This is a genomic window from Aeromonas popoffii (assembly GCF_000820025.1).
Classification (GTDB): Bacteria; Pseudomonadota; Gammaproteobacteria; order Enterobacterales; family Aeromonadaceae; genus Aeromonas; species Aeromonas popoffii.
In genome coordinates, this window is record NZ_CDBI01000074.1 from 17,654 (window position 1) to 40,661 (window position 23,008).

At 61.5% G+C, this 23,008-nt stretch carries 15 protein-coding genes and 1 pseudogene; 14 read left to right on the top strand and 2 right to left on the bottom strand.

The genetic code is table 11. From position 1 onward, the window contains the following. Positions 1-104: 104 nt before the first annotated feature. The 6 genes from dpaL to BN1129_RS15380 all read left to right on the top strand — a co-directional run bounded on the left by dpaL (position 105) and on the right by BN1129_RS15380 (position 7,644). Positions 105-1,304, top strand: coding sequence for a diaminopropionate ammonia-lyase (gene dpaL, locus BN1129_RS15355; protein ID WP_042037837.1), 1,200 nt, complete (start codon positions 105-107; stop codon positions 1,302-1,304). Between the two features lie 138 nt (positions 1,305-1,442). Continuing rightward, the gene (locus BN1129_RS15360) at positions 1,443-2,660 is read left to right on the top strand and encodes a YgeY family selenium metabolism-linked hydrolase (protein ID WP_042037624.1); all 1,218 of its coding nucleotides are present in this window, start codon (positions 1,443-1,445) and stop codon (positions 2,658-2,660) included. A gap of 120 nt (positions 2,661-2,780) precedes the next feature. Next, positions 2,781-4,217 carry a dihydropyrimidinase gene (hydA, locus tag BN1129_RS15365; RefSeq protein WP_042037626.1) on the top strand — a complete coding sequence of 479 codons (1,437 nt, stop codon included), beginning with the start codon at positions 2,781-2,783 and terminating at the stop codon, positions 4,215-4,217. A gap of 95 nt (positions 4,218-4,312) precedes the next feature. Beyond that, positions 4,313-5,245 (top strand): carbamate kinase, encoded by a 933-nt coding sequence (arcC, locus tag BN1129_RS15370; RefSeq protein ID WP_042037628.1) that lies wholly within the window; start codon positions 4,313-4,315, stop codon positions 5,243-5,245. A 222-nt stretch (positions 5,246-5,467) separates the two neighbouring features. Continuing rightward, positions 5,468-6,391 carry a DMT family transporter gene (locus tag BN1129_RS15375; RefSeq protein ID WP_042037629.1) on the top strand — a complete coding sequence of 308 codons (924 nt, stop codon included), beginning with the start codon at positions 5,468-5,470 and terminating at the stop codon, positions 6,389-6,391. 167 nt (positions 6,392-6,558) lie between these two features. Further along, positions 6,559-7,644, top strand: a complete 1,086-nt coding sequence (locus BN1129_RS15380) for a calcium/sodium antiporter (protein WP_042037630.1) — start codon at positions 6,559-6,561, stop codon at positions 7,642-7,644. A 107-nt stretch (positions 7,645-7,751) separates the two neighbouring features. Here BN1129_RS15380 and yqeB read toward each other — a convergent pair whose 3' ends face one another. After that, positions 7,752-9,344 (bottom strand): selenium-dependent molybdenum cofactor biosynthesis protein YqeB, encoded by a 1,593-nt coding sequence (gene yqeB / locus BN1129_RS15385; RefSeq protein ID WP_042037631.1) that lies wholly within the window; start codon positions 9,342-9,344, stop codon positions 7,752-7,754. A gap of 27 nt (positions 9,345-9,371) precedes the next feature. After that, positions 9,372-10,226, bottom strand: coding sequence for a selenium cofactor biosynthesis protein YqeC (gene yqeC, locus BN1129_RS15390; protein ID WP_042037633.1), 855 nt, complete (start codon positions 10,224-10,226; stop codon positions 9,372-9,374). On the opposite strand from yqeC, the gene mocA reads away from it, so the two are divergent. The 8 genes and pseudogenes from mocA to BN1129_RS15430 all read left to right on the top strand — a co-directional run bounded on the left by mocA (position 10,225) and on the right by BN1129_RS15430 (position 22,750). After that, on the top strand, positions 10,225-10,857 hold the full coding sequence (gene mocA, locus BN1129_RS15395) for a molybdenum cofactor cytidylyltransferase (RefSeq protein WP_084204671.1): 633 nt from the start codon (positions 10,225-10,227) through the stop codon (positions 10,855-10,857). The two genes, yqeC and mocA, sit on opposite strands and share 2 nt — an antisense overlap. Before the next feature lie 402 nt (positions 10,858-11,259). Continuing rightward, positions 11,260-14,382, top strand: coding sequence for a putative selenate reductase subunit YgfK (gene ygfK, locus BN1129_RS15400; protein WP_042037637.1), 3,123 nt, complete (start codon positions 11,260-11,262; stop codon positions 14,380-14,382). 30 nt (positions 14,383-14,412) lie between these two features. Further along, positions 14,413-15,741 (top strand): putative aminohydrolase SsnA, encoded by a 1,329-nt coding sequence (ssnA, locus tag BN1129_RS15405; protein WP_042037640.1) that lies wholly within the window; start codon positions 14,413-14,415, stop codon positions 15,739-15,741. Between the two features lie 80 nt (positions 15,742-15,821). Continuing rightward, positions 15,822-16,598: a molybdopterin-dependent oxidoreductase FAD-binding subunit gene (gene ygfM / locus BN1129_RS15410; protein WP_042037642.1), complete on the top strand. Its 777-nt coding sequence runs from the start codon at positions 15,822-15,824 to the stop codon at positions 16,596-16,598. Next, positions 16,595-19,492, top strand: a complete 2,898-nt coding sequence (locus BN1129_RS15415) for a molybdopterin-dependent oxidoreductase Mo/Fe-S-binding subunit (RefSeq protein ID WP_209418521.1) — start codon at positions 16,595-16,597, stop codon at positions 19,490-19,492. The genes ygfM and BN1129_RS15415 overlap by 4 nt, the downstream gene beginning before the upstream one ends. Before the next feature lie 40 nt (positions 19,493-19,532). After that, positions 19,533-19,673: pseudogene (locus BN1129_RS15420) on the top strand (xanthine permease XanP); the annotation flags it as partial. 72 nt (positions 19,674-19,745) lie between these two features. Beyond that, entirely contained in the window at positions 19,746-21,062 is a 1,317-nt protein-coding gene (gene guaD / locus BN1129_RS15425; protein WP_042037647.1) for a guanine deaminase, read from the top strand. Positions 21,063-21,448: 386 nt separating this feature from the next. Beyond that, the gene (locus tag BN1129_RS15430; RefSeq protein WP_244463068.1) at positions 21,449-22,750 is read left to right on the top strand and encodes an NCS2 family permease; all 1,302 of its coding nucleotides are present in this window, start codon (positions 21,449-21,451) and stop codon (positions 22,748-22,750) included. Positions 22,751-23,008: the final 258 nt, after the last annotated feature.

Consider the following 23,008-nt stretch of genomic DNA (forward strand, 5'->3'; position numbering starts at 1 on the left):
ATTTTCCCGCCCGGCCATCATGGCGAAATTATTATCACGAGTTCTCTCCCCGGGGCTCATTTTAATCAATGTCCCTCGGCGAGATGACTCTCTGTGAGGTATTCATGTCCCAATTTTCTCTGAAGATGGATATTGCCGATAACCGCTTTTTTACCGCCGAGCCATCACCGCTGTTTTCCCGTGTTGAAGCACAAAAGGCGCGTGCCTTTCATAAAAAACTGGCCGGTTATGAGCCGACCCCCCTGTGCGACCTGAAAGCGCTGGCCGCCTATATCGGGGTGAAAAATATCTTGGTCAAGGACGAGTCAAAGCGCTTTGGCCTCAATGCCTTCAAGATGCTGGGTGGCGTTTACGCCATCGCCAACCTGCTCTGTGAAAAATACGGGGTGGCCATCGAGGATTTCTCCTTCGATCTCATCAAACGCACCATCAAGGAGCCGATGACCTTTGCCACCACAACCGATGGCAACCACGGTCGCGGCGTCGCCTGGGCCGCCAAGCAGGTGGGGCAGCATGCGGTGGTCTACATGCCCAAGGGTTCCACGCAGGAGCGGGTGGATCACATCCTGGCGCTGGGGGCCGAGTGTATCGTCACCGACATGAACTATGACGACACAGTGCGCCTGACCATGAAGATGGCCCAAGAGCGCGGCTGGCACATAGTGCAGGACACCGCCTGGGAGGGTTACACCAGGATCCCGACCTGGACCATGCAGGGTTACTCCACCCTGGCCGACGAAGCGGTCGAGCAGATGCAGGGGATGGGTATCAAGCAGCCCACTCACGTGCTGCTGCAAGCCGGGGTCGGGGCGCTGGCGGGTGGGGTGCTCGGTTATCTGGTGGACTGCTTCGGGGCGAGAAACCTGCACAGCATAGTTATCGAGCCGGATCAGGCCGACTGCATCTACCGCTCCGGCGTGGCGGGGGAGATGGTCAATGTGGGGGGCGACATGCGCACCATCATGGCCGGTCTCGCCTGCGGCGAACCCAATCCCCTCGGCTGGCCGCTGCTCAAAAGCTGCACCACCCAGTTCATCTCCTGCCATGACAAGGTATCGGCGCTGGGCATGCGGGTGCTGGGCAATCCCCTTGGCAATGACCCTCGCATCATCTCCGGCGAGTCCGGCTCGGTCGGTACCGGCGTGCTGGCGGCGGTGCGTCATCACCCGGATCGCGCGGCGCTGATGGCGCGTCTCGGGCTAAGTCGCGACGCCGTGGTGCTGATCATCAACACCGAAGGGGATACCGATGTGACCCACTACCGGGAAGTGGTGTGGGAAGGCAAACACCCGGCCTGCGATTAACCCGGCTGCGAGTCACTTCCTGCAAGAGCAGAGACACGAATTGAAGAATTGATCGCGCCTCGCCCACGGGGCGCGGTGACGGGTACAGGGCGTTGCCGACGAACAGGCCGCCCACTCTCGAATGTTTGGAGAATCACAATGAGCAAGCAAATTCCGTTTGAAATGGTGTTGGAGAAGGCTTACCAGTACAAGGCCGAGATGAGTCAGTTCCTGCGCGACATGATCGCCATCCCGAGTGAAAGCTGCGACGAGAAGCGGGTGGTGCTGCGCATCAAGCAGGAGATGGAAAAAGTGGGGTTCGACAAGGTCGAGATTGACCCCATGGGTAACGTGCTGGGCTATATCGGTCACGGCCCGCACCTGATTGCCATGGACGCCCACATAGATACCGTGGGGGTCGGCAACATGGCCAACTGGACCTTCGACCCCTATGAGGGGATGGAAGATCACGAGATCATCGGTGGCCGTGGCGCCTCCGATCAGGAAGGGGGTATGGCCTCCATGGTCTATGCCGGCAAGATCATCAAGGATCTGGGGCTGGAAGATCAATACACCCTGCTGGTGACCGGCACAGTACAGGAGGAGGACTGCGACGGTCTGTGCTGGCAGTACATCATAGAGCAGAGCAAGATCCGCCCCGAGTTCGTGGTCAGTACCGAGCCGACCGACTGCCAGATCTACCGTGGCCAGCGTGGCCGCATGGAGATCCGTGTCGAGGTGCAAGGGGTGAGCTGCCACGGCTCCGCGCCGGAGCGTGGTGACAACGCCATCTTCAAGATGGGCCCGATCCTGGGCGAGTTGCAGGCGCTCAGCCACAACCTCGGCAACGATGACTTTCTCGGCAAGGGCACATTGACCGTCTCCGAGATCTTCTTCACGTCGCCAAGCCGCTGCGCCGTGGCAGACAGCTGCGCCGTCTCCATCGACCGCCGTCTCACCTGGGGCGAGAGCTGGCAAGGTGCGCTGGACGAGATCCGCGCTCTGCCTGCGGTGCAAGCCGCCGGAGCCGAGGTCTCCATGTACCAGTACGATCGTCCGGCCTACACAGGTCTGGTCTATCCGACCGAGTGCTACTTCCCGACCTGGAAGGTGGAAGAGGATCACATCACAGTCCGGACCCTCTCCAAGGCTTATACCCAGCTGTTTCGCAAGGAGCCGGTGGTGGACAAGTGGACCTTCTCGACCAACGGGGTCTCCATCATGGGTCGCCACGGCATTCCGGTCATCGGCTTTGGCCCGGGTAAAGAGCCGGAGGCCCACGCGCCGAACGAGATGACCTGGAAAGAGCATCTGGTCAAGTGCGCCGCCATGTACGCGGTGATCCCCATGCTCTATCTGGCCGAGCTGGACAACTAAGGGGGGGGGGGCGGAGGGCGCGCGCTATCGTCGCCCTACTGTTGCAAGTGTGGCAAGTACCCCGTCGTGGTCAGGCGGGGCCTTGGTGTTTGAAGCGATCTGAGGTTCGAGGTGGTGGGGATGAAACGGCTGATCAAAAACGGTGTGCTGGTCGATTCACAAGGGGAATATCGTCAGGATCTGCTGATCGAAAACGGGGTGATCCGCGCGCGAGCCGCCGATATCCAGCCCGATGGCGAGACCGAGGTGATCGATGCCAGCGGCTGCTATGTGATGCCCGGTGGCATCGATGTCCACACCCACTTCAACATCGATGTCGGCATTGCCCGCAGTTGCGATGACTTTTTCAGCGGTACCCGTGCCGCCGCCTGTGGTGGCACCACCACCATCGTCGATCACATGGGATTTGGCCCGGCGGGGTGCAATTTGCATCACCAGCTGGCCCGTTATCACGATTACGCCGCCGATCAGGCGGTGATCGACTACAGCTTTCACGGCGTGATCCAGCATGTGGATGACGCCATCCTTAATGAGATGGCCGCCATGGTGCAGGAGGAGGGGATCAGCAGCTTCAAGCTCTACCTCACCTACCAGTACAAGTTGGGGGACCATGACGTGCTGCGCGCCCTGGCCCGCCTCAAAGAGGTGGGGGCGCTCGCCACTGTCCATCCCGAGAATGACGCTGCCATCGCGGCGCGCCGTGCCGACCTGTTGGCTGCGGGCCACCATGAACCCTGGTATCACCCGCAAAGCCGTCCGCTGGAGTGCGAAGCCGAAGCGGTGGCCCGGATGATCAATCTGGCGGGGCTCGCTGGCAATGCGCCGCTCTATATCGTCCACCTCTCCAACGGACTGGGGCTGGAGTATCTGAAACTGGCGCGCCGTCAGGGTCAGCCGGTCTGGGTGGAGACCTGCCCGCAATATCTGCTGCTCGATGATTCCTGCTATTACCGGGAGAACGGTGTCGACTTCCTGTTGAGCCCGCCGCTGCGAGGGCGCAGCGAGCAGGACAAGCTGTGGGTCGGCGTCGCTGCTGGCGACATCGATACGGTGGCGACCGATCACTGCAACTTCTCCCACGCCCAGCGCATGACCCTGTCAGGGGGCGATTTCAGCCGCTGCCCCAATGGCTTGCCTGGGGTCGAAAACCGGATGCTGCTGCTGTTTGCCCACGGTGTGCTCGGTGGGCGCATCTCGCCGTCCCGCTTCGTGGCGCTCACCAGCGCCAATTCGGCGCGCCTGTTTGGCCTCTGGCCGCGCAAGGGCAATCTGCAGCCGGGGGCCGATGCCGATCTGGTGTTGATGGATCCCCGTGGCGAGACCCAAATCCGCCACGCCGCGCTGCACGACAACGGCGACTACAGCCCCTATGAGGGGATGCGCTGTTCCGGCCAGATCAGGATGACCCTGAGTCGCGGCGAGATAGTGGCCCGCGACGGCGAATTTACCGGGCAACGGGGGCATGGCCGCTTTCTGGCCCGGGCACCCTTTGACCCGAAGCTTGGCGCGGCGGTCAGCGCGCCACCCCCTTGCGCCACGCAGTTGGCAACCCGTTAGGGCGGGGGCCGTTTGCCACGGCACAAAAAGCAGCGATAGAGCGAATAATCAAGCCGGTATGACGCCGGCCCACCCTTATCATCGGAGAGCACAAGATGAAACAGCGTATCGTACTGGCCCTGGGGGGCAACGCTCTGGGCAACAACCTGCCCGAGCAGATGAAGGCGGTGCAGAGCACGGCGCACACCATCGCCGACCTGATTGCCCAAGGGCACGAGGTGGTGGTCACCCACGGCAACGGGCCGCAGGTGGGGATGATCCAGCAGGCGTTCGAGGTGGCGGCCCGCCACGACCCCAAGTCTCCCCATCTGCCCATGTCGGTCTGCGTGGCCCTGAGTCAGGGCTATATCGGTTATGACCTGCAAAACGCCCTGCGCGAGGCGCTGCTTGCTCGCGGCATCCACAAGCCGGTCGCCACTCTGGTGACGCAAGTGGAGGTGGATAAAAACGATCCCGCCTTCCTCGACCCCAGCAAGCCCATTGGCGGTTTCTTCAGCAAGGAGGAGGCCGAGGTACTGATGGCCAAGGGGGAGCGGCTCAAAGAGGATGCCGGTCGCGGCTATCGCCGGGTGGTGGCATCCCCCAAACCCATCGACATCATCGAAAAAGAGACAGTCGCTGCCATGCTGGCCGCCGGTCAGGTGGTGATCACCGTCGGGGGCGGCGGCATTCCGGTGCTGCGGGAGGGGAACCACCTGCGCGGCGTCAGTGCGGTGATCGACAAGGATTGGGCCAGTGCCAAGCTGGCGGAACTGATTGACGCCGACATGCTGATCATCCTCACCGCGGTGGAGAAGGTCGCCATCAACTTCGGCAAGCCCGATGTGCAGTGGCTCGATACCCTGAGCGTGGCCGATGCCAACAGCTTTATCGCCCAGGGGCAGTTTGCCAAGGGCTCCATGCTGCCCAAGGTGGAGGCAGCGCTCTCGTTCGCCACCTCGCTGCCTGGGCGAAAATCTTTGATCACCTTGCTGGAGAAGGCGGCCGAGGGGATCGCTGGCAAAACCGGTACCCTGATCAGCCTGTAGCGTGCTGCGCGATGACGGGTTGATAGACAGGGGGCCTTGGCCCCCTGCTGTGTTTGGCAAGGGCGCTGCCGTGGCTGAGGTCGATTTGCCCACAGGCAATTTGTCCGTAGGCTATGTGCCCATAGATCGTGGGCAGCCCGCCAGCACAGGGGTAAGATGGCCACCCCGAGAAAGGGTGACCAACTGAACAAAGGCGAAAGGCAGAGCAATGCGTGGTGAGAGATGAGTGGAAAGATCAATATGGCGGCGCTGGGGGGACTGGTCCTGCTCACCGCCATCTGGAGTTACAGCTGGATCGTGATGAAGCAGGTGATGCTCTACGCGGGGGCATTCGAGTTCACCGCCCTGCGCTGCCTGTGCGGTTCCCTGGTGTTATTGCTGGTATTGGCCCTGCGCGGGCGCCGTTATCTCAGGCCTACTCCATTTCGCTATACCCTCGCCATCGCCCTGTTCCAGACCTGCGGCATGGTGGGGTTGGCCCAGTGGGCCCTTATCAGCGGCGGGGCGGGCAAGGTGGCCATTTTGAGCTACACCATGCCGTTCTGGGTGGTGATCTTCGCGGCGCTCTTTCTCGGTGAGCGGATGCGCAAGTTGCACTATCTGGCGGTCGGGGTGGCCGCCTGCGGGCTGCTGTTGGTGATCCAGCCCTGGCTGCTGCACCTTGAATCCCTCAAGAGCGCGCTGCTGGGGATCGCGTCTGGCATCTGCTGGGGGATCAGCGCCATCATCGCCAAGCGGATGTATGCCCGCTACCCCGAGGTGGATCTGATGTCCCTCACCACCTGGCAGATGATCTACGCAACCATAGTGATGGCACTGGTGGCGGCGCTGGTGCCGGAGCGGCCCATCGACTGGCAGCCTTATGTGTTTGGTGCACTCGCCTACAGCGCCATCTTCGCCACCGCGCTGGCCTGGAGCCTCTGGCTGTTTGTGCTGAAAAAATTGCCGGCGGGGATTGCCAGCCTCAGCACCTTGGCGGTGCCTGTGACCGGTGTACTGCTCTCCTGGTGGCTGCTCGGCGAAAGCCCGGGGCCGGTGGAGGGCAGCGGCATCGGCCTTATCGTGCTGGCGCTGTTGGTGATCAGCCGCAAGGGCAAGCGCTCCGTGGTGTCGGTGGCGGGGGCAACCCGCGTCAAGCTGGTGTGACGGTCGCGGCGGCGAGGGCCTCTTGCAGGTAAATGACCGGCCACTCAACAGAGCCCGAGACAGGGGCACAAGGCCCAGTTACAATGGCGAAAGATAGTTGTGCAGGCGCGCAGGCATCTGATTTGAAATGATAATTTCAAGGACTTTAACTGCAAGGATGAAACCGTATGATGACGTTGTTGTGGTTGGCCATGGGCCTGGTGTGTCTGGTGGTGGGAGCTGAATACCTGGTGCGGGGGGCATCACGCCTTGCCACCATGATGGGCATCTCCCCGTTGGTGGTGGGATTGACCATAGTGGCCTTTGGTACCAGTGCCCCTGAATTGGCGGTGAGCATTCAGTCGGGCCTCGAGGGGCAGGCGGGGATCGCCGTGGGTAACGTGGTCGGCAGCAATATCTTCAACGTGCTGTTTATTCTCGGCGTCTCGGCCTTGATCGTGCCGCTGGTGGTTTCACAGCAGTTGGTGCGTTTCGATGTGCCCTTGATGATAGCCGTGTCGCTGCTGGTGCTGATGTTTGGTTGGGATGGCCGTATCTCTTTCTTCGAAGGTGCCTTGCTGTTTGCCGGTATCCTTGCTTACACCGTCTTTCTGTTTGTCCAGAGCCGCCGTGAAACCAAGGCGGTACAGGCCGAGTATGAGCAGGAGTTTGGCCAAAAAGAGCCGGTGACCCCGGCCAGCTTGCCCCGCAATCTGCTCTTTATCGTGGCAGGCTTGGCGCTGTTGATCCTGGGCTCCCGGCTGCTGGTCGGCAGCGCGGTAGAGATTGCCCACTACTTCGGGGTCAGCGATCTGGTGATTGGACTGACCATAGTGGCAGCCGGTACCTCGCTGCCGGAAGTGGTGACCTCCATCGTCGCTGCCCTGCGCGGTGAGCGTGATATCGCGGTGGGTAACGTGGTAGGCAGCAATATTTTCAATATTCTCTGCGTACTGGGGCTTACTTCCATGGTGACGCCAGGGGGACTTGAGATGTCGGCCACCGCCCTGCAGTTCGATATTCCGGTGATGATTGCGGTGGCGATCGCCTGCCTGCCCATCTTCTTTACCGGTTACACCATCGCCCGCTGGGAAGGGGCGCTGTTTCTGGCTTTTTACATCGGCTACACCACTTGGCTTATCCTCCAAGCCACATCCAGTCCGCTGCAAAGCCAGTTCAGTGCGGCACTGATCGGTTTTGTGCTACCCCTGACGGCGATTACCCTGGCGGTGCTGGCGTTTCGTGCCTGGCGTCAGCAGCGGGTCATGCCGTGATATACGTTTGAGCGCAGTAACGTGACAGGTCGAAAAAAGCCCCACCATCACTGTGGGGCTTTCTCTTTGTATGGCGGGTTGCGAGTCAGCAACTCGTGGCTCATCCCTTATCTGCGCTTGGCCAAGTGCATCATGGCCTCCAGTACGGCGCCACCGATAGCGCGGGCCTTGTCAGAGACGGTAGTCGCATCGGCGCGCTCGCCGCGCGGGTCGATATCCCCGATCTTGAAGCCAACCGGCACCTCGATGCCATCGCTGAGCAGCCCCCGCACCATGCCCGATAGCGGCGCGATAATGGGGGCATCCCCCACATGGGCAATCACATCGCCCTCCTGCACCAGATCGCCGAGCTTGATAATGCTCTTCATCACCCCGGGGGCGGGGGCGCGCACCACCCGGCGGGCGGAGTGCCCCTCGATCACCCCGGGAATGCCGGTGTTGGGCTGGGCGGGGCCCTGATAGATGACCCGCCCCAGATGGTGGCCACGGTTGGTCTCGATCACTGCATCGCAGTCGCGCCCCGCCTCAAAGCCCGGGCCGAGGGCCACAGTGATAGGGGCCATCTCCTTGTGAGTGCCGAGGTTCTGCTTGGCCAAAATGGCATCCACCAGATAGCGGGGCTTGAGCTCACTCAGGGTTGCGCAGTCGGGGTCAACCAGCAGCGGGATAATGCCCCGATCCAGCTGCTCGAACGCCTGCTCGACGCTCTCGACCCGCTTGGCGCACACCCCTTCGACACTGGTTTCACCGTCAAACATCCCTTGCGCGAAGGCAACGGTGCGACGGATCACGGTAGGCTTGTCGAGATCCAGCATCACCACCTTGAAGCCCGCATTGTACAGCCGCAGCGCCACCCCGGTGGCGATGTCGCCGGAGCCGCGCATCACCACCAGCTGATCCCGCTTGAGGCGCACATCGTCCTGCATCAGGCCACCTGCCTTGCCGTTTTTCACTTGCAAGAGCTCGGCGAGGATGCTGATGGCGATCTCCTCGGGGGTCTCGGCACCTATGTTGTAGCCGATGGGGGCATGCAAGCACTGCAGTTGCTCCTGACTCACCCCTTGCTGGCGCAGTGCCTGGGTGAAGGTCTGCACCTTGCGCTTGCTGGCGAGCAGCCCCAGATAGGTGAGGGGACGGGTGATGAGCTTATCCAGCGCCTCCTTGTCCTGATGGTTGGTGGCGATGATGACGAAGTTGGCGGGCTCGATGGCCAGCGCCTCGATCACCGCGCTGATGGTATCGGCCTGTTTGAGATGGGTGCCGGCGGGGAAGTGATCGGGGTTGAGGCTCCCTTCAAAACAGTCGCCCACATGGATATCAAAGCCCAGCGGCGCGGCGGCATGGGCCAGCGCCCGGTTGACGTGACCGGCGCCGATCAATACCAGACGGGGGCGCAGCCCGTAGACGTCGATATAGACCGACATGGCGCCGCCGCAATCCGACCCCACCGCATGTTCGCCGTTGCGGGCCATCCGGCCGTGGAAGATGCGCGGCTTGCGCTCGGCAATGGCGGCCACCGCCTCGTCGATCACCAGCCGTTCAATCATGCCGCCGCCTATGGTGCCGAGGATCTGGCCATCGGCCATCACCAGCATCTGGGCCTGATGGCGGGGGGTGGAGCCACGGCTCTCGATGATCTGGGCAATGGCGAACGGGGTGTTGGCTTGTTCCAGCCGGGCTGCGTGTGAAAAAAGATTCATAAGGTACCTCATTTCATCCTTAACGGGTCAGGTGCGCGGTGAAGCCACCAGTTCGCCATCCAGAGGGGCCTGGCGCACCACATGACGAATGGCGATAGGCTCGCGCACCGCCCCCTGCCAGATGGCGTGGATCTCGGGGTGCCGGGCCAGCAGCCTTATCAACTGCGGCTGCCATGACGCCTCATTTTGATAATCGCCATTGATAAACCAGATCCGCCGCGCCCTGGCCGGGGTGCCCTTGAACACCCCCTGAGGGTGGGATATGAGCCGGTCAAACAGCGCCCAATCCAGCGGCTCACCGGCTGTAATCCCGCACAGGGCCTGGAGCTCGGCCCAGCGGTGGATCTGCTGCGGGTCTGCCTTGGCCCCCACCATGGCGCCACCCACCAGGGCGATCACCCAGTCGCTGCTCAGGGGAATGCAAGGTTCGTGCAAAGCGGGCACTTTCAATAACTTGTGATGGGCGCCGTCTGCCTCCACCAGGATGAGATCGAAGCGCTGCTGCCCCTTGAGCAGATCGACCTGCTCGGGTGTCAGGCCTGCCACCTTGCCGCTGGTCCGATCGATATGGCTGAACAGGGCGACCAGGGTGGGGCCATCGGGCACTTGCTGGCAGCGGGTAAGCTGGCGGACGGGGTCGGCTTCCAGGATCAATTCCCGATAGTGTGACTGGGCTGGCAGAAACATCCGGGTGGTGGTGGTAATTAACACCCTTTTACCCTGCTGATAAAAATATTCGGCCAGCCAGAACAGGGTGCTGGTTTTGCCGCCTGCGCCACATAGGCTAATTAAGGTAGTACGGCTATCTATATTTTCGGTGAGCGGGTTTAATAGCGTGTCAATATCAGGAAAGGCACGCTGGACAGGTGAGGTAATGGGCATGGCAACGACCGATTCAAATAAGGGCGCAAGCAGTGAACAGCACTGTCATTCCAGAGCGAGATGCGACTGCATAATAACGGCGGCCGGCCTCTCGTCGCGAATGGGCGCGTGGAAACTGATGCTACCGTATCGCCAGAGCACGATTCTTGATGAAAGTCTCAAAAATGCCCTCGCTTTCTGTGATCGGATTATTCTGGTGGTGGGGCATAGGGGTGACGAGCTGAAGGCACGCTATGCAGACAGACCCGAGATCCTGCTGGTGGAAAACCATGATTATGCACAGGGGCTCGGCAGCTCCATCCGGCTGGCACTGGCGGCCAGCAGCAGCGACTATCTCTTCATCTCCCACGGCGATCTGCCCTGCATTCCCCTCGATGTCTACCAGAGGCTCTGGCAGGCACGGGGCCCCCACACACTTTTCCCCCGCTATCAGGAAGAGTCAGGGCACCCGGTGTTGCTGCCATCATCGCTTGGCAAGGCGCTGGCCGAGGCACCTGTTCAGGGCTCCATCCGCCGTTGGCTGATGGCACATCCCCATCGCTTCGTCGAGGTATACAGTGACGCCATCCTGCTGGATGTGGACACCCCGGATCGTTATCAGGCGCTGCTGCGGGCAGACGATGCGGGCTGAGCCTGGCTGTCTGGAGTGCATAATTATGAAACTCTGAGCCAGGGCTAACAGGGCATTTTTGCCGGTGTGGTGGCCGACATTATCACCCTGCATGGCCTGATAAAGGCAGGCGTCACGAGATTATCAAACTGATATTCAATCCCGCCAACGTGAGACTTTCTCAGCATCGGGCGCTATTACAATGTTATTAACTCACGTTATTGATAGCCACTCTCATCCCCGAGGCCGGTATTGCAAGTCGATACATCATTAATTCGAGGTGCCTCACGCTTTTACGCTCACAAATTAAAATGTGCCGGCACTGGCCTGATTGTTGCTCTTGTCTGTTTCAAGGGGTTGCCTTGTGAATGAACCCCATTTATTCACCCAGTCAATGAGCAAAGCCGCAGCAAGGAGATCACCATGGGCGATATTATGCGACCCGTTCCGTTCAAGAACCTTCTGACCCGTATTTTCGCGGAATATAAAGAGAGTCAGAGCATTTTCGGTATTCCCGCCGCGCAATTCTATCGCAAGCAGGACGCGCGCAAGATCACTGTGTTCGGTGAAACCTGCGAAACCCCCATAGGCCCGGCGGCTGGCCCCCATACCCAGCTGGCCCAGAATATCGTCACTTCCTGGTTGACTGGCGGGCGCTTTATCGAGCTCAAGACGGTGCAGATCCTGGACCGTCTTGAACTGGCAAAGCCCTGCATCGATGCCGAAGACGAGTGCTTCAACACCGAGTGGTCCACCGAGTTCACTCTGCCCAAGGCGTTCGACGAGTATCTGAAGGCCTGGTTTGCCCTCTATCTGCTGGAAGAGGTATTTGACCCGCGCCTTGACGGGGAGGCCAAGTCCTTCATCTTCAACATGAGCGTGGGGTACAACCTCGATGGCATCAAACAGCCGCCGATGCAGCAGTTCATCCACAGCCTGATGGATGCAAGCAGCAGCCCGAAATTTGCCGAATACCAGCAAGTGCTGCGCGAACTGGTGGCCGACCCGCAGTTTATTGCCGATCTGGGACTGGGGGCGCGTCGCAGCCGCCTGCAACAGCTGGCGGATCGCATTCCGGCCGATATGGTGCACGGCCTCACCCTCTCCACCATGCACGGCTGCCCGCCGAACGAAATTGAGGCCATCTGCCGCTACATGCTGGAAGAGAAGGGGCTCAACACCTTCGTCAAACTGAACCCGACCCTGCTGGGCTACCCGCGGGTGCGCGAGATCCTCGATACCTGCGGCTTTGATTACATTGGTCTGAGCGAAGCGTCGTTCGATCACGACCTCAAGCTGGATCAGGCCAAGGCCATGCTGACCCGCCTGCTGGCGCTGGGGGCCGAGAAGGGGCTCACCTTCGGGGTCAAGCTCACCAACACCCTGGGCACCATCAACCGCAAGGGGGCGCTGCCGGGTGATGAGATGTACATGTCCGGCCGCGCGCTGTTCCCGCTCTCCATCAACGTAGCGGCCGTACTCTCCCGCGCCTTCGATGGCAAGTTGCCCATCTCCTACTCGGGCGGTGCCAGCAAGTTCAATATCGCGGAGATCTTCGAGACCGGCATTCGCCCCATCACCATGGCCACCGACCTGCTCAAGCCGGGTGGCTACCTGCGCCAGATTGAGTGCCTCAACGAGATCGACGCTTCCGACAGTTGGGGCATGAGTCAGGTGGATGTGGCCAGGCTGGAGGCGCTTGCCGCCAAGGCCCTCACCATGGATTACACCCAGAAGGAGTGGAAGTCCGACGATCGTATCGAAGTGGGCGGCGGTCTGCCGATGACCGACTGCTACGTGGCACCCTGCGTCACCGCCTGCGCCGTGCATCAGGATATCCCCGAGTACATTCGCCTGATGGGCGAGGGGGAGTATGTGGCTGCGCTGGAACTCATCTATCAGCGCAACGCCTTGCCCGCCATCACCGGCCATATTTGCGATCACCAGTGCCAGTACAACTGCACTCGTCTCGACTACGACAGCCCGCTTAATATCCGCGAGCTGAAAAAAGTGGCGCTCGAGTTGGGCTGGGAAGGGTACAAGGCGCGCTGGCACAAACCGGCAGGCAGCGGTGACAAGCACCCGGTTGCGGTGATTGGCGCAGGTCCGGCCGGTCTCTCCGCCGGTTATTTCCTGGCCCGCGCCGGTCATCCGGTCACCGTGTTCGAGCGCGAAGCGGATGCCGGTGGGGTGGTCAAGCACATCATCCCCGAGTTCCGTATTCCGGCCGAGCTTATCCAGCACGATATCGACTTTGTCGCCGTCCACGGGGTCAAGTTCGAGTTCGGCTGCGATCCGGCGCTCACCGTCGACAAGCTGCACGCCCAGGGCTTTACCTATGTCTTCGTTGGCATCGGTGCCGACAAGAACGGCGGCATGCGTCTTGAGGGGGGTCACGAGCGGATTTACAAATCCTTCCATTTCCTGCGCAGCTTCAATCAGGGCAAACCGCTGCCGCTCGGCCGCCATGTGGCGGTGATCGGCGCCGGCAACACCGCCATGGACTGCGCCCGCGCCGCCCTCAAGGTGCCCGGTGTCAGCGATGTGACCGTGATCTACCGCCGCAGCGAGAAAGAGATGCCCGCCTATCGTGAGGAGGTTCTGGAAGCGATGGAGGATGGGGTGCGTTTTTGCTTCCTCACCAATCCGGAACGTTTTGACAAAGATGGCAAGCTTGTCGTGCGGATGATGGCGCTGGGGGATCCTGACGAGCAGGGCCGCCGCCGTCCGGTGGCCACAGATCAGACCGAAGTGATGCAGATGGATGCGCTGATCACCGCCATCGGCGAGCAGCCTGACTGCGAAGTATTGAAAGCCATGGGCATTCCCCTTGGCAGCGATGGCTGGCCCGAGGTGGATAGCCAGAGCGGCGAGACCAGCCGTCGCAACGTCTTCCTGATCGGTGACGTGCAGAGCGGCCCGTCCTCCATCGTCGGTGCCATCGGCGGTGCCCGCCGCGCCGCGGATCGGGTGCTGGCCCGCGAGCATATCGCTGGCAGCCATGCCGAGGTATCAATCCAGCCGTCGGGCAAGGATGAGATCTACCGCCGCAAGGGGAGCATAGCCGTCACCATGGTTGACAAGAGCGAGCGCGATGCCTTCGTGGCGCAAGAGGCGCACCGTTGCCTCGAGTGCAACTACCTCTGCAGCAAGTGCGTAGATGTCTGCCCCAACCGGGCCAACGTCGCCATTGCGGTGCCGGGCTTCAAGGACGAGTTCCAGACCCTGCACCTGGATGCCTACTGCAACGAATGTGGCAACTGCGCCCAGTTCTGCCCGTGGCAGGGCAAGCCCTATCAGGACAAGGTCACCATCTTCAGCCTGCCCGAGGACTTCGACAACAGCCGCAACCCCGGTTTCTATCTGGAGGACAGTGGCAAAGGGGAGGGCGAGCTGCGGGTGCGTCAGGATGGCGAGACCTATCGCCTGACCATAGACGCCCAGAGCCGGATCAAGGATGCCCCCGAGGCGCTCGGCGACATGTGCCGCATCATCAGCCATGTCCATGCTCATCACCACTACCTGCTGGGGGCCGTCGAGGTCTGAGCGAACCACGAATAAGCGAAGGAGCAAACCATGTTTATTCTGAAGAACGTCACCGCCGTCCAGCTGGAGCCGACTCTGGTGCTGGAAGGGGTGGATATCGCCATTGAAGGGACGCTGATCAAAGCGGTGGGGCCCAATCTGCGGGCCCTCTACCCACAGGCCAACTATCGGGAGATGGGCGGCAAGCTGGTGATGCCGGGCATCGTCTGTGCCCACAACCACTTCTACTCCGGCCTGTCGCGGGGGATCATGGCCAATATCGCCCCCTGTCCGGACTTTATCTCCACCCTGAAAAACCTCTGGTGGCGGCTCGACCGGGCCCTCGATGAGGAGTCCCTCTACTACAGCGGCCTTATCTGCTTGCTGGACGCGATCAAGAGCGGTTGCAGCGCGGTGATCGACCACCACGCCTCGCCCAACTACATCAAGGGTTCCCTGAACGTGCTGCGCAAGGGGTTTGTGGAGGCGGGTCTGCGCGGCATGACCTGCTTCGAGACCACGGATCGCAACGGCGGCCTCGCCGAACTGCAGGCCGGGGTGGAGGAGAACATCCTGTTCGCCCAACAGATCGATGCGGCCAAGGCCAAGGGGAGTGAACCTTATCTGGTGGAGGCCCATATCGGCGCCCATGCCCCCTTCACCGTGCCTGACGAGGGGCTGGCCATGCTGCGCGAAGCGGTGCAGGTCACCGGTCGTGGTCTGCATATCCATGTGGCGGAAGACCGCTACGACATGGCCCACGGCCATCACCACCATGGCAAGGAGCCCATCGCCCGGCTGGATGAGTTTGGCCTTATCGACAGCAAGACCCTGATCGCCCACGGCATCTACCTGAGCCCGGCTGATATCGATCTGCTCAACAGCCGCGATGCCTTCCTGGTGCACAACGCCCGCTCCAACATGAACAACCACGTGGGCTACAACATGAACCTGCCTGAGTATCGCAATCTGGCGCTCGGCACCGACGGCATCGGCTCCGACATGCTTGAAGAGCTCAAGTTTGCCTACTTCAAGCACAAGGATGCTGGTGGCGCGCTGTGGCCCGACAGCTTTGCCCGCTTCCTCTGGAACGGTAACACCCTGCTGGAGCGCAACTTCGGCGCCAAATTTGGCCGCCTGGAGCCGGGTTATAAAGCCGATCTCACCATCTGCGACTACGACGCGCCAACCCCGCTGGCCCCGCGCAACCTCGGTGGCCATCTCGCCTTCGGCATGGGTTCTGCCAGCGTCAACAGCGTGATGGTGGAGGGGCGCATGGTCTATCAGGACCGCGAGTTCCCGTTCGATGTCGCGCCCATTTATCAGCAGGCCCGCAAGGTGGCGAGCCGCCTGTGGCAACGGATGGATCAGCTGGCCTAAGGCCACCTTCCACCGTTTTGGACCAGATTGCCCGCCCTGTGGATTTGCCCGGCGGCGGGCAGCAAGAGTAAGGACGACACATGATTGAGCAATTCTTCCGACCCGAGCAACTGGGTCAGGCTTTGGAACTCAAGGCCCGCTTTGGCAACGACGCCGTCTACATGGGGGGCGGCAGCAAGCTCAACGCAGCCCCGACCCGCACCGACAAGAAGGTCGCCATCTCGCTGGACAAGCTCGGGCTTGGCCAGATTGAACAGCAGCACGGCCAGCTCCATATCGGCGCTACCGTCACCCTGCAGACCTTGAAAGATGATCCCCGCACCCCGGCCGCCCTGTGCGAGGCGCTGGGGTTTGTCTACTCCCGCCATCTGCGCAATCAGGCCACCATTGGTGGCGAACTTGCCTGCCAGCTGCAGGACTCCCCCTTGCTGCCGGTGCTGCTGGTGCTCGAAGCCGTGGTAGTGCTGGAGAACAACCTGCTGCAACCCATCGACGCCTATCTGGCGGGTCAGCGCAATGCCCTGGTGCTGGGCGTTGTGCTGCCGGAGCCTGAACTGCGCTGCGCGACTCGCCGCATCAGCCGCAACGCCGATGGCTTGGCGGTGATGACCGCCGCCGTGGCCCTCGACAGCATTGGCGAGATGCGGGTGGCCGTCGCTGGCGTCACCCCGCAGCCAATGCGCCTGCGGGATCTGGAGCGCCGCGATCTGCATGATGCCGCGCTGGAGGCCGCCGTGAGTGAGCTGATTTCGCCCCGTGAGGATCTGGCGGGCAGCATAAGTTACAAGCGGTATATCACCGGCGTGGTGGTGGCGGATCTGCTGGTGGACTGCCAGCAGCAGGAGGTGCAAGCATGATGGAACTCAACTTTACCCTGAACGGTGCCCTGCGTACCGTCATCTGCAAGGCCGGTGATAACGCCCAAATGGTGCTGTTCAACCAGTGCCGGATGCACTCGGTGCGCAACAGCGACGACGGCTTCGGTTTCGCCGGCTCCGACGCCATCCTGTTCAACGGCAAGGTGATCAACGCCTCCCTGCTGATCGCCGCCCAGCTGGATGGATCAGAGGTGCGCACCGCCGAGTCGCTGGGCAGCTGGAACCAGCTCAGTCTGGTGCAGCAGGCGATGGTAGATGTGGGCGTGGTGCAGTCCGGCTACAACGATCCGGCCGCCGCGCTCATCGTCACCGACCTGCTTGATCGCCACCCCGAGCCCACCCGTGATCAAATCGACGATGCCCTCTCGGGCCTGTTTCACCGCGATGGCGGTTACCAGCAGTTCTATCAGGCTATCGAGCTTGCCTGTTCGCGGATGAAGAACCCGGATTATCTGTGCCAGATCGCCCCCGAGTTTCGCGACGATCTGCGCCATATCGGCAAGAGCTGCCCGAAAGTGGACGCCGCCAAGATGGTGCAGGCCAAGCCCTGCTACGTGGAGGACAGGGTCACCGAGGATGCACTGATCATCAAGATGCTGCGCAGCCCCCATCCCCATGCGGTGATCACCAAACTCGACGTGAGTCGTGCCGAAGCGCTGCCGGGCGTCGTGCATGTCATCACCCACCTCAACTGCCCGGATGTGTTTTACACCCCGGGTGGTCAGAGTGCTCCCGAGCCGTCACCGCTCGATCGCCGTATGTTCAGCCGCAAGGTGCGCCACGTGGGTGACCGGGTGGCCGCCGTGGTGGCCGAGAGCGAAGCGGTGGCGCTGGCGGCCCTCAAACTCATCGAGGTCGAGTATCAGGTGCTGCCTTCGGTCATGAACATCGATGAGGCGATGGCCCCCAATGCACCACTGGTCCATGACGAGCCCATCCTCTACATGGCCGGTGCGCCAGCGGATCTGGAGCAGCAGAACGCCTGCTCGGTACGTCGTGGCGACGAGCACATGATCATCAACTTCCCCATCGGTTCCCGTCCGCACGAGAACCTGGCGGCCAGCGTCCATGGCCAGATCGGTGATGTGGCCAAAGGCTTTGCCGAGGCGGACGAGATTGTCGAGCGCACCTACGAATCGACCCAGGCCCAGCAGTGCCCGACCGAGCCGCACATCTGCTTCACCTACATGGATGGGGATCGTCTGGTCATTCACGCCTCCACTCAGGTGCCGTGGCACGTGCGCCGTCAGGTGGCGCGCATCGTCGGCCTCAAGCAACATCAGGTGCATGTGATCAAGGAGCGGGTAGGGGGCGGCTTTGGCTCCAAGCAGGACATCCTGCTGGAAGAGGTGTGCGCCTGGGCGACCAGGGTCACCGGCCGTCCGGTCACCTTCCGCTACACCCGTGAAGAGGAGTTCATCAGCAACACCTCCCGCCACGTGGCCAAGGTGAAGGTGAAAGTGGGGGCCAAAAAAGATGGCACCATCACCGCCATCGAGATGGATTTTCGCGCCAACACCGGCCCTTACGGCAACCACTCATTGACGGTGCCGAGCAATGGCCCGGCACTCTCTTTGCCGCTCTATCCGTGCGACAACGTGCGCTTTACCGTCAACACCTACTACAGCAACATCTGCCCAACTGGCGCCTATCAGGGTTACGGCGCGCCCAAGGGTAACTTCGCGCTGACCATGGCCATTGCCGAACTGGCGGAGAAACTGGGCATCGATCAGCTCGACATGGTGGAGCACAACCGGGTGCACGAAGGGGATATCCTCAAGGTGCTGGGGGCCATCGGTGAGGGCAAGATGCCTACTTCTGTACCCCACGCCGCCAGCTGCGCTCTGGAACCCATCCTCAAGCAGGGTCGGGAGCTTATCGCCTGGGACAGCCCCAAACCCGCAGACGGGGATTGGCGCATCGGCCGTGGCGTCGCCATCATCATGCAAAAATCGGGGATCCCCGACATCGATCAGGCCAACTGCATGGTCAAACTGGAATCGGACGGCACCTTTATCGTCCACTCCGGTGGCGCCGATATCGGCACCGGCCTCGATACCGTGGTGGCCAAGCTGACCGCCGAGGTGCTCGGTTGCCCGCTCAGCGATGTGCATGTGATCTCTGGCGACACCGATCACGCCCTGTTCGACAAGGGGGCCTACGCCTCGTCAGGTACCTGCTTCTCCGGCAACGCGGCCAAGATGGCGGCCGAGAACCTCAAGGAGAAAATCCTGTTCCACGGCGCCGCCATGCTGGGGGAACCGGTGGAAGATGTAGTACTGGCGTTCCCGGGCATAGTGCGCGGCAAGCTGGGGGAGGTCTCTTTTGCCAAGATTGCCCACAAGTCAGAGACCGGCACCGGTTTTGGCATTCTGGTGGGCACCGCCAGCTACATCACCTCTGAGCTTGCCTTCCCGTATGGCGCTAATTTCGCCGAGGTGGCGGTCAACGTCAGAACCGGCCAGATCCGTCTCGACAAGTTCTACGCCCTGCTCGACTGCGGCACCCCCATCAACCCGGAGCTGGCGCTCGGCCAGATCTACGGGGCGACCATGCGGGCCATCGGCCACACCATGACCGAAGAGATCTGCTACGACGGCAAGGGCATCCCGCTCACCCGGGATCTGAAGAGCTATGGCGCGCCCAAGATTGGCGACATTCCCCGCGATTTTCGGGCCTTCCTGGTGCCGAGTGATGACAAAGTCGGCCCTTACGGCGCCAAGTCCATCTCGGAGATCGGGGTGAACGGCGCCGCGCCCGCCATCGCCACCGCCATCCACGACGCCTGCGGTGTCTGGCTGCGCAAGTGGCACTTCACGCCGGAGCAGATCCTGCGCGAACTGGGCAAGCTGGAGCACAACGTGTCGGCATAACAAAGAAAAGGTGAGGGGCGGGCGCAAGCTCGCCCCCAGCACCTGGCTGCAGGTAAACCGTTATGACCCCATAGGATCGGGCCTGCTTTCCATCCAGTCGGTCAACTTCTCCTTCGTGACCGTGATGATCGCCCTGGGCGGTGCCATGAAGAAAGATGGCCTGCACGAGGAGCTGATCGTGCCTCAAGTCGATCGCATCTGATTGCTGAAGCCACAAGAACGTCAACAGAACAAGAGAAACAGGGAAACGGTTATGAAAAACGACAACTCTGTCAAAGCGGTGCGCGGCAGCTTCTTCGATATCACCCGGGTGGTGGATCAACCCGAGGAGATTGAGCCCAATGCCCGTCTGGTCGAGGATGGGCTGCTCATCATTCGCAACGGCTGCATCGACTGGTTCGGTGAGTGGGAAGAGGGCCGGGATCGCATTCCGGCCGAAGTGCGGGTGCGGGATTACCGCGGCAAGATGATAGTGCCGGGATTTGTCGATACCCACATTCACTACCCCCAGAGCGAGATGGTGGGGGCTTACGGTGAGCAGTTGCTGGAGTGGCTCAACCGCCACACCTTCCCGGCCGAGCGGCGCTACAACGATCTCGAGTATGCCCGCGAGATGTCCACCTTCTTTATCAAGCAGCTGCTGCGTAACGGCACCACCACGGCGCTGGTGTTCGGCACCGTCCACCCCGAGTCGGTGGATGCCCTGTTCGAGGCGGCGAGCCGCATCAATATGCGGATGATTGCGGGCAAGGTGATGATGGATCGCAACGCCCCCGACTATCTGCTCGATACCGCGCAGAGCAGTTATGAGCAGAGCAAGCAGCTTATCGAGCGCTGGCACGGCAATGGCCGACTGCTTTACGCCATCACACCACGATTTGCGCCCACTTCGACACCCGAGCAGCTGACGATGGCGCGGCGACTGCGCGAAGAGTTTCCCACCACCTATCTGCACACCCATCTGTGCGAGAACAAGGACGAGATCGCCTGGGTCAAATCTCTGTTCCCAGAGCATCAGGGCTATCTCGATGTCTATCACCAGCATGGCCTCACCGGCCACAACTGCGTGTTTGCCCACTGCGTCCATCTGGAAGAGCAGGAGTGGGATTGCCTGAAGGAGACCGGCTCCACCATCGCGTTTTGCCCCACCTCGAATCTTTATCTGGGCAGTGGTCTGTTCAAGCTGCACAAGGCGTGGCGCAAGCAGATAAAGGTGGGGATGGGCACCGACATCGGTGCGGGCACCACCTTCAACATGCTGCAGACCCTCAACGAGGCTTACAAGGTGATGCAGTTGCAAGGGGAGCGGCTCTCGGCCTATCAGGCTTTCTATCTGGCCACCCTGGGCGGCGCCCATGCGCTGGGGCTGGATGAGAAGATCGGCAGCTTTGCGCTGGGCAAGGAGGCGGATTTCGTGGTGCTCGACCCGGTCGCCACCCCGCTGCAGCAGCTGCGTTATGACAACTCCACCACCCTGCGGGACAAGCTCTTTGTGCTGCTGACGTTGGGGGATGACAGATCCATCTACCGCACTTATGTGGATGGCCAACTGGTGCACGAACGGGGGTAGGGGATGGAGGGGCTGCCACGGCGCAGCCCCGAGGATACGGTGGCTGGCGTGCCCACAGGGAGGCCAACACCCAAGTAAGAGCGGGGCACGTTTCCCCGCAACAGAAGGTGAAATGGCCCGGTTTTTTTGATCAGCAAGGCAAACGTTTGAGTCAAGGCTGCCTCTCCTGGTCTCTCTGTCGCGTCAGGCTGTGGCCACACAGACTGGACATAAACAGATCCACAGATCCTGCCGCCATTTCGTCATGGAACACTCAGGCGTATGTGAAGGAGTTGGGTATGACCCAAGCAAACAGCAGGACAAACAGCGTGGAACCGCTGGCCAATGATGACGCCGGCAAGAGCGCATCGCAGCAACAGCCGATCACGGCTCTTGATCGCTACTTCATGATCAGCGAGCGGGGCAGCAACGTCAGACAGGAGGTGCTGGCGGGGCTCACCACTTTCCTTGCCATGGTCTACTCGGTGATCGTGGTGCCGGGTATGCTTGGCAAGGCGGGCTTTCCCCCCGGCGCCGTGTTTGTCGCCACCTGTCTGGTGGCAGGCTTTGGTTCGCTGCTGATGGGGCTCTGGGCCAAGCTGCCCATGGCCATCGGCTGCGCCATCTCGCTCACCGCCTTTACCGCCTTCAGCCTGGTGCTGGGGCAGCAGATCCCCATTCCGGTGGCGCTGGGCGCCGTCTTCCTGATGGGGGTGATCTTTACCGCCATCTCGGTGACCGGGGTGCGTAGCTGGATCCTCGACAACCTGCCGATGGGGATCGCCCACGGCACTGGGATCGGGATCGGTCTCTTCCTGCTGCTCATCGCCGCCAACGGGGTGGGGCTGGTGATCAAGAACCCGCTGGAGGGGCTGCCGGTAGCGCTGGGGGCCTTTACCTCCATGCCGGTCATCATGTCCCTGATTGGCCTTGCGGTGATTGTCGGGCTGGAGAAGCTGAAAGTACCGGGCGGGATCCTGCTGGTGATCATCGCCATCTCCCTCTTCGGCCTCATCTTCGATCCGGCGGTGACCTATCAGGGGCTGTTCGCCCTGCCGAGCCTCTCGGACGAGCAGGGCAAGTCCCTCATCTTCACTCTGGATATCATGGGGGCCCTCTCGCCGCTGGTGCTGCCAAGCGTGCTGGCGCTGGTGATGACGGCGGTGTTTGATGCCACCGGCACCATACGGGCGGTGGCGGGGCAGGCCAACCTGCTGGATCAAGATGGTCACATCATCAACAGCGGCAAGGCGCTCAGTGCCGACTCCCTCAGCAGCATCTTCTCCGGCCTGGTGGGGGCTGCGCCGGCTGCCGTCTATATCGAATCGGCAGCGGGCACGGCAGCGGGTGGCAAAACCGGCCTGACCGCCACCGTGGTCGGCGGCCTGTTCCTGTTGATGCTGTTCCTCTCGCCGCTCTCCTATCTGGTGCCGGCCTATGCCACGGCGCCGGCCCTGATGTACGTGGGGCTGCTGATGCTGAGCAACGTCACCAAGCTCGATTTCGATGACTTTGTCGGCGCCATGTCCGGCCTGCTGTGCGCCGTCTTTATCGTGCTCACCTGCAATATCGTCACCGGCATCATGCTGGGCTTCAGCGCCCTGGTGATTGGCCGCATCTGCTCCAACGAGTGGCGCAAGCTCAATCCGGGCACCGTCATCATTGCCCTTGCGCTGGTGCTCTTCTACGCCGGTGGCTGGGCCATCTAGTCCAGGGGGCTGGTGTCATTACGGGAGTCTCATCGGGGGTGACCGACAGGTGGCCCCCGATGCTTTTCGGGCGCGGCAGGTACCATTTTGATAATGGGGATTACCAGATTGATAACGGGTCGTATGCCAGCGGTTGAATGTGCATGAAAAATCGGCAATCCGGCAACGCCATCAGCCTGGCCGGGGTGCCGGATGGGATCTTCTTCACACTTATCCTCATCGCTGGCCTGTCTGCGGGAAACAGGCGCATATCTTGCT

Excerpts from the sequence above, each read along its gene's own strand:
- BN1129_RS15380 (WP_042037630.1), top strand. The coding sequence starts at position 6,559 with ATGATGACGTTGTTGTGGTTGGCCATGGGCCTGGTGTGTCTGGTGGTG.
- ygfK (WP_042037637.1), top strand. The coding sequence starts at position 11,260 with ATGGGCGATATTATGCGACCCGTTCCGTTCAAGAACCTTCTGACCCGT.
- guaD (WP_042037647.1), top strand. The coding sequence starts at position 19,746 with ATGAAAAACGACAACTCTGTCAAAGCGGTGCGCGGCAGCTTCTTCGAT.
- BN1129_RS15430 (WP_244463068.1), top strand. The coding sequence starts at position 21,449 with ATGATCAGCGAGCGGGGCAGCAACGTCAGACAGGAGGTGCTGGCGGGG.
- BN1129_RS15360 (WP_042037624.1), top strand. The coding sequence starts at position 1,443 with ATGAGCAAGCAAATTCCGTTTGAAATGGTGTTGGAGAAGGCTTACCAG.
- ssnA (WP_042037640.1), top strand. The coding sequence starts at position 14,413 with ATGTTTATTCTGAAGAACGTCACCGCCGTCCAGCTGGAGCCGACTCTG.
- BN1129_RS15415 (WP_209418521.1), top strand. The coding sequence starts at position 16,595 with ATGATGGAACTCAACTTTACCCTGAACGGTGCCCTGCGTACCGTCATC.
- mocA (WP_084204671.1), top strand. The coding sequence starts at position 10,225 with ATGGCAACGACCGATTCAAATAAGGGCGCAAGCAGTGAACAGCACTGT.
- ygfM (WP_042037642.1), top strand. The coding sequence starts at position 15,822 with ATGATTGAGCAATTCTTCCGACCCGAGCAACTGGGTCAGGCTTTGGAA.
- BN1129_RS15375 (WP_042037629.1), top strand. The coding sequence starts at position 5,468 with ATGAGTGGAAAGATCAATATGGCGGCGCTGGGGGGACTGGTCCTGCTC.
- yqeB (WP_042037631.1), bottom strand. The coding sequence starts at position 9,344 with ATGAATCTTTTTTCACACGCAGCCCGGCTGGAACAAGCCAACACCCCG.
- hydA (WP_042037626.1), top strand. The coding sequence starts at position 2,781 with ATGAAACGGCTGATCAAAAACGGTGTGCTGGTCGATTCACAAGGGGAA.
- yqeC (WP_042037633.1), bottom strand. The coding sequence starts at position 10,226 with ATGCCCATTACCTCACCTGTCCAGCGTGCCTTTCCTGATATTGACACG.
- dpaL (WP_042037837.1), top strand. The coding sequence starts at position 105 with ATGTCCCAATTTTCTCTGAAGATGGATATTGCCGATAACCGCTTTTTT.
- arcC (WP_042037628.1), top strand. The coding sequence starts at position 4,313 with ATGAAACAGCGTATCGTACTGGCCCTGGGGGGCAACGCTCTGGGCAAC.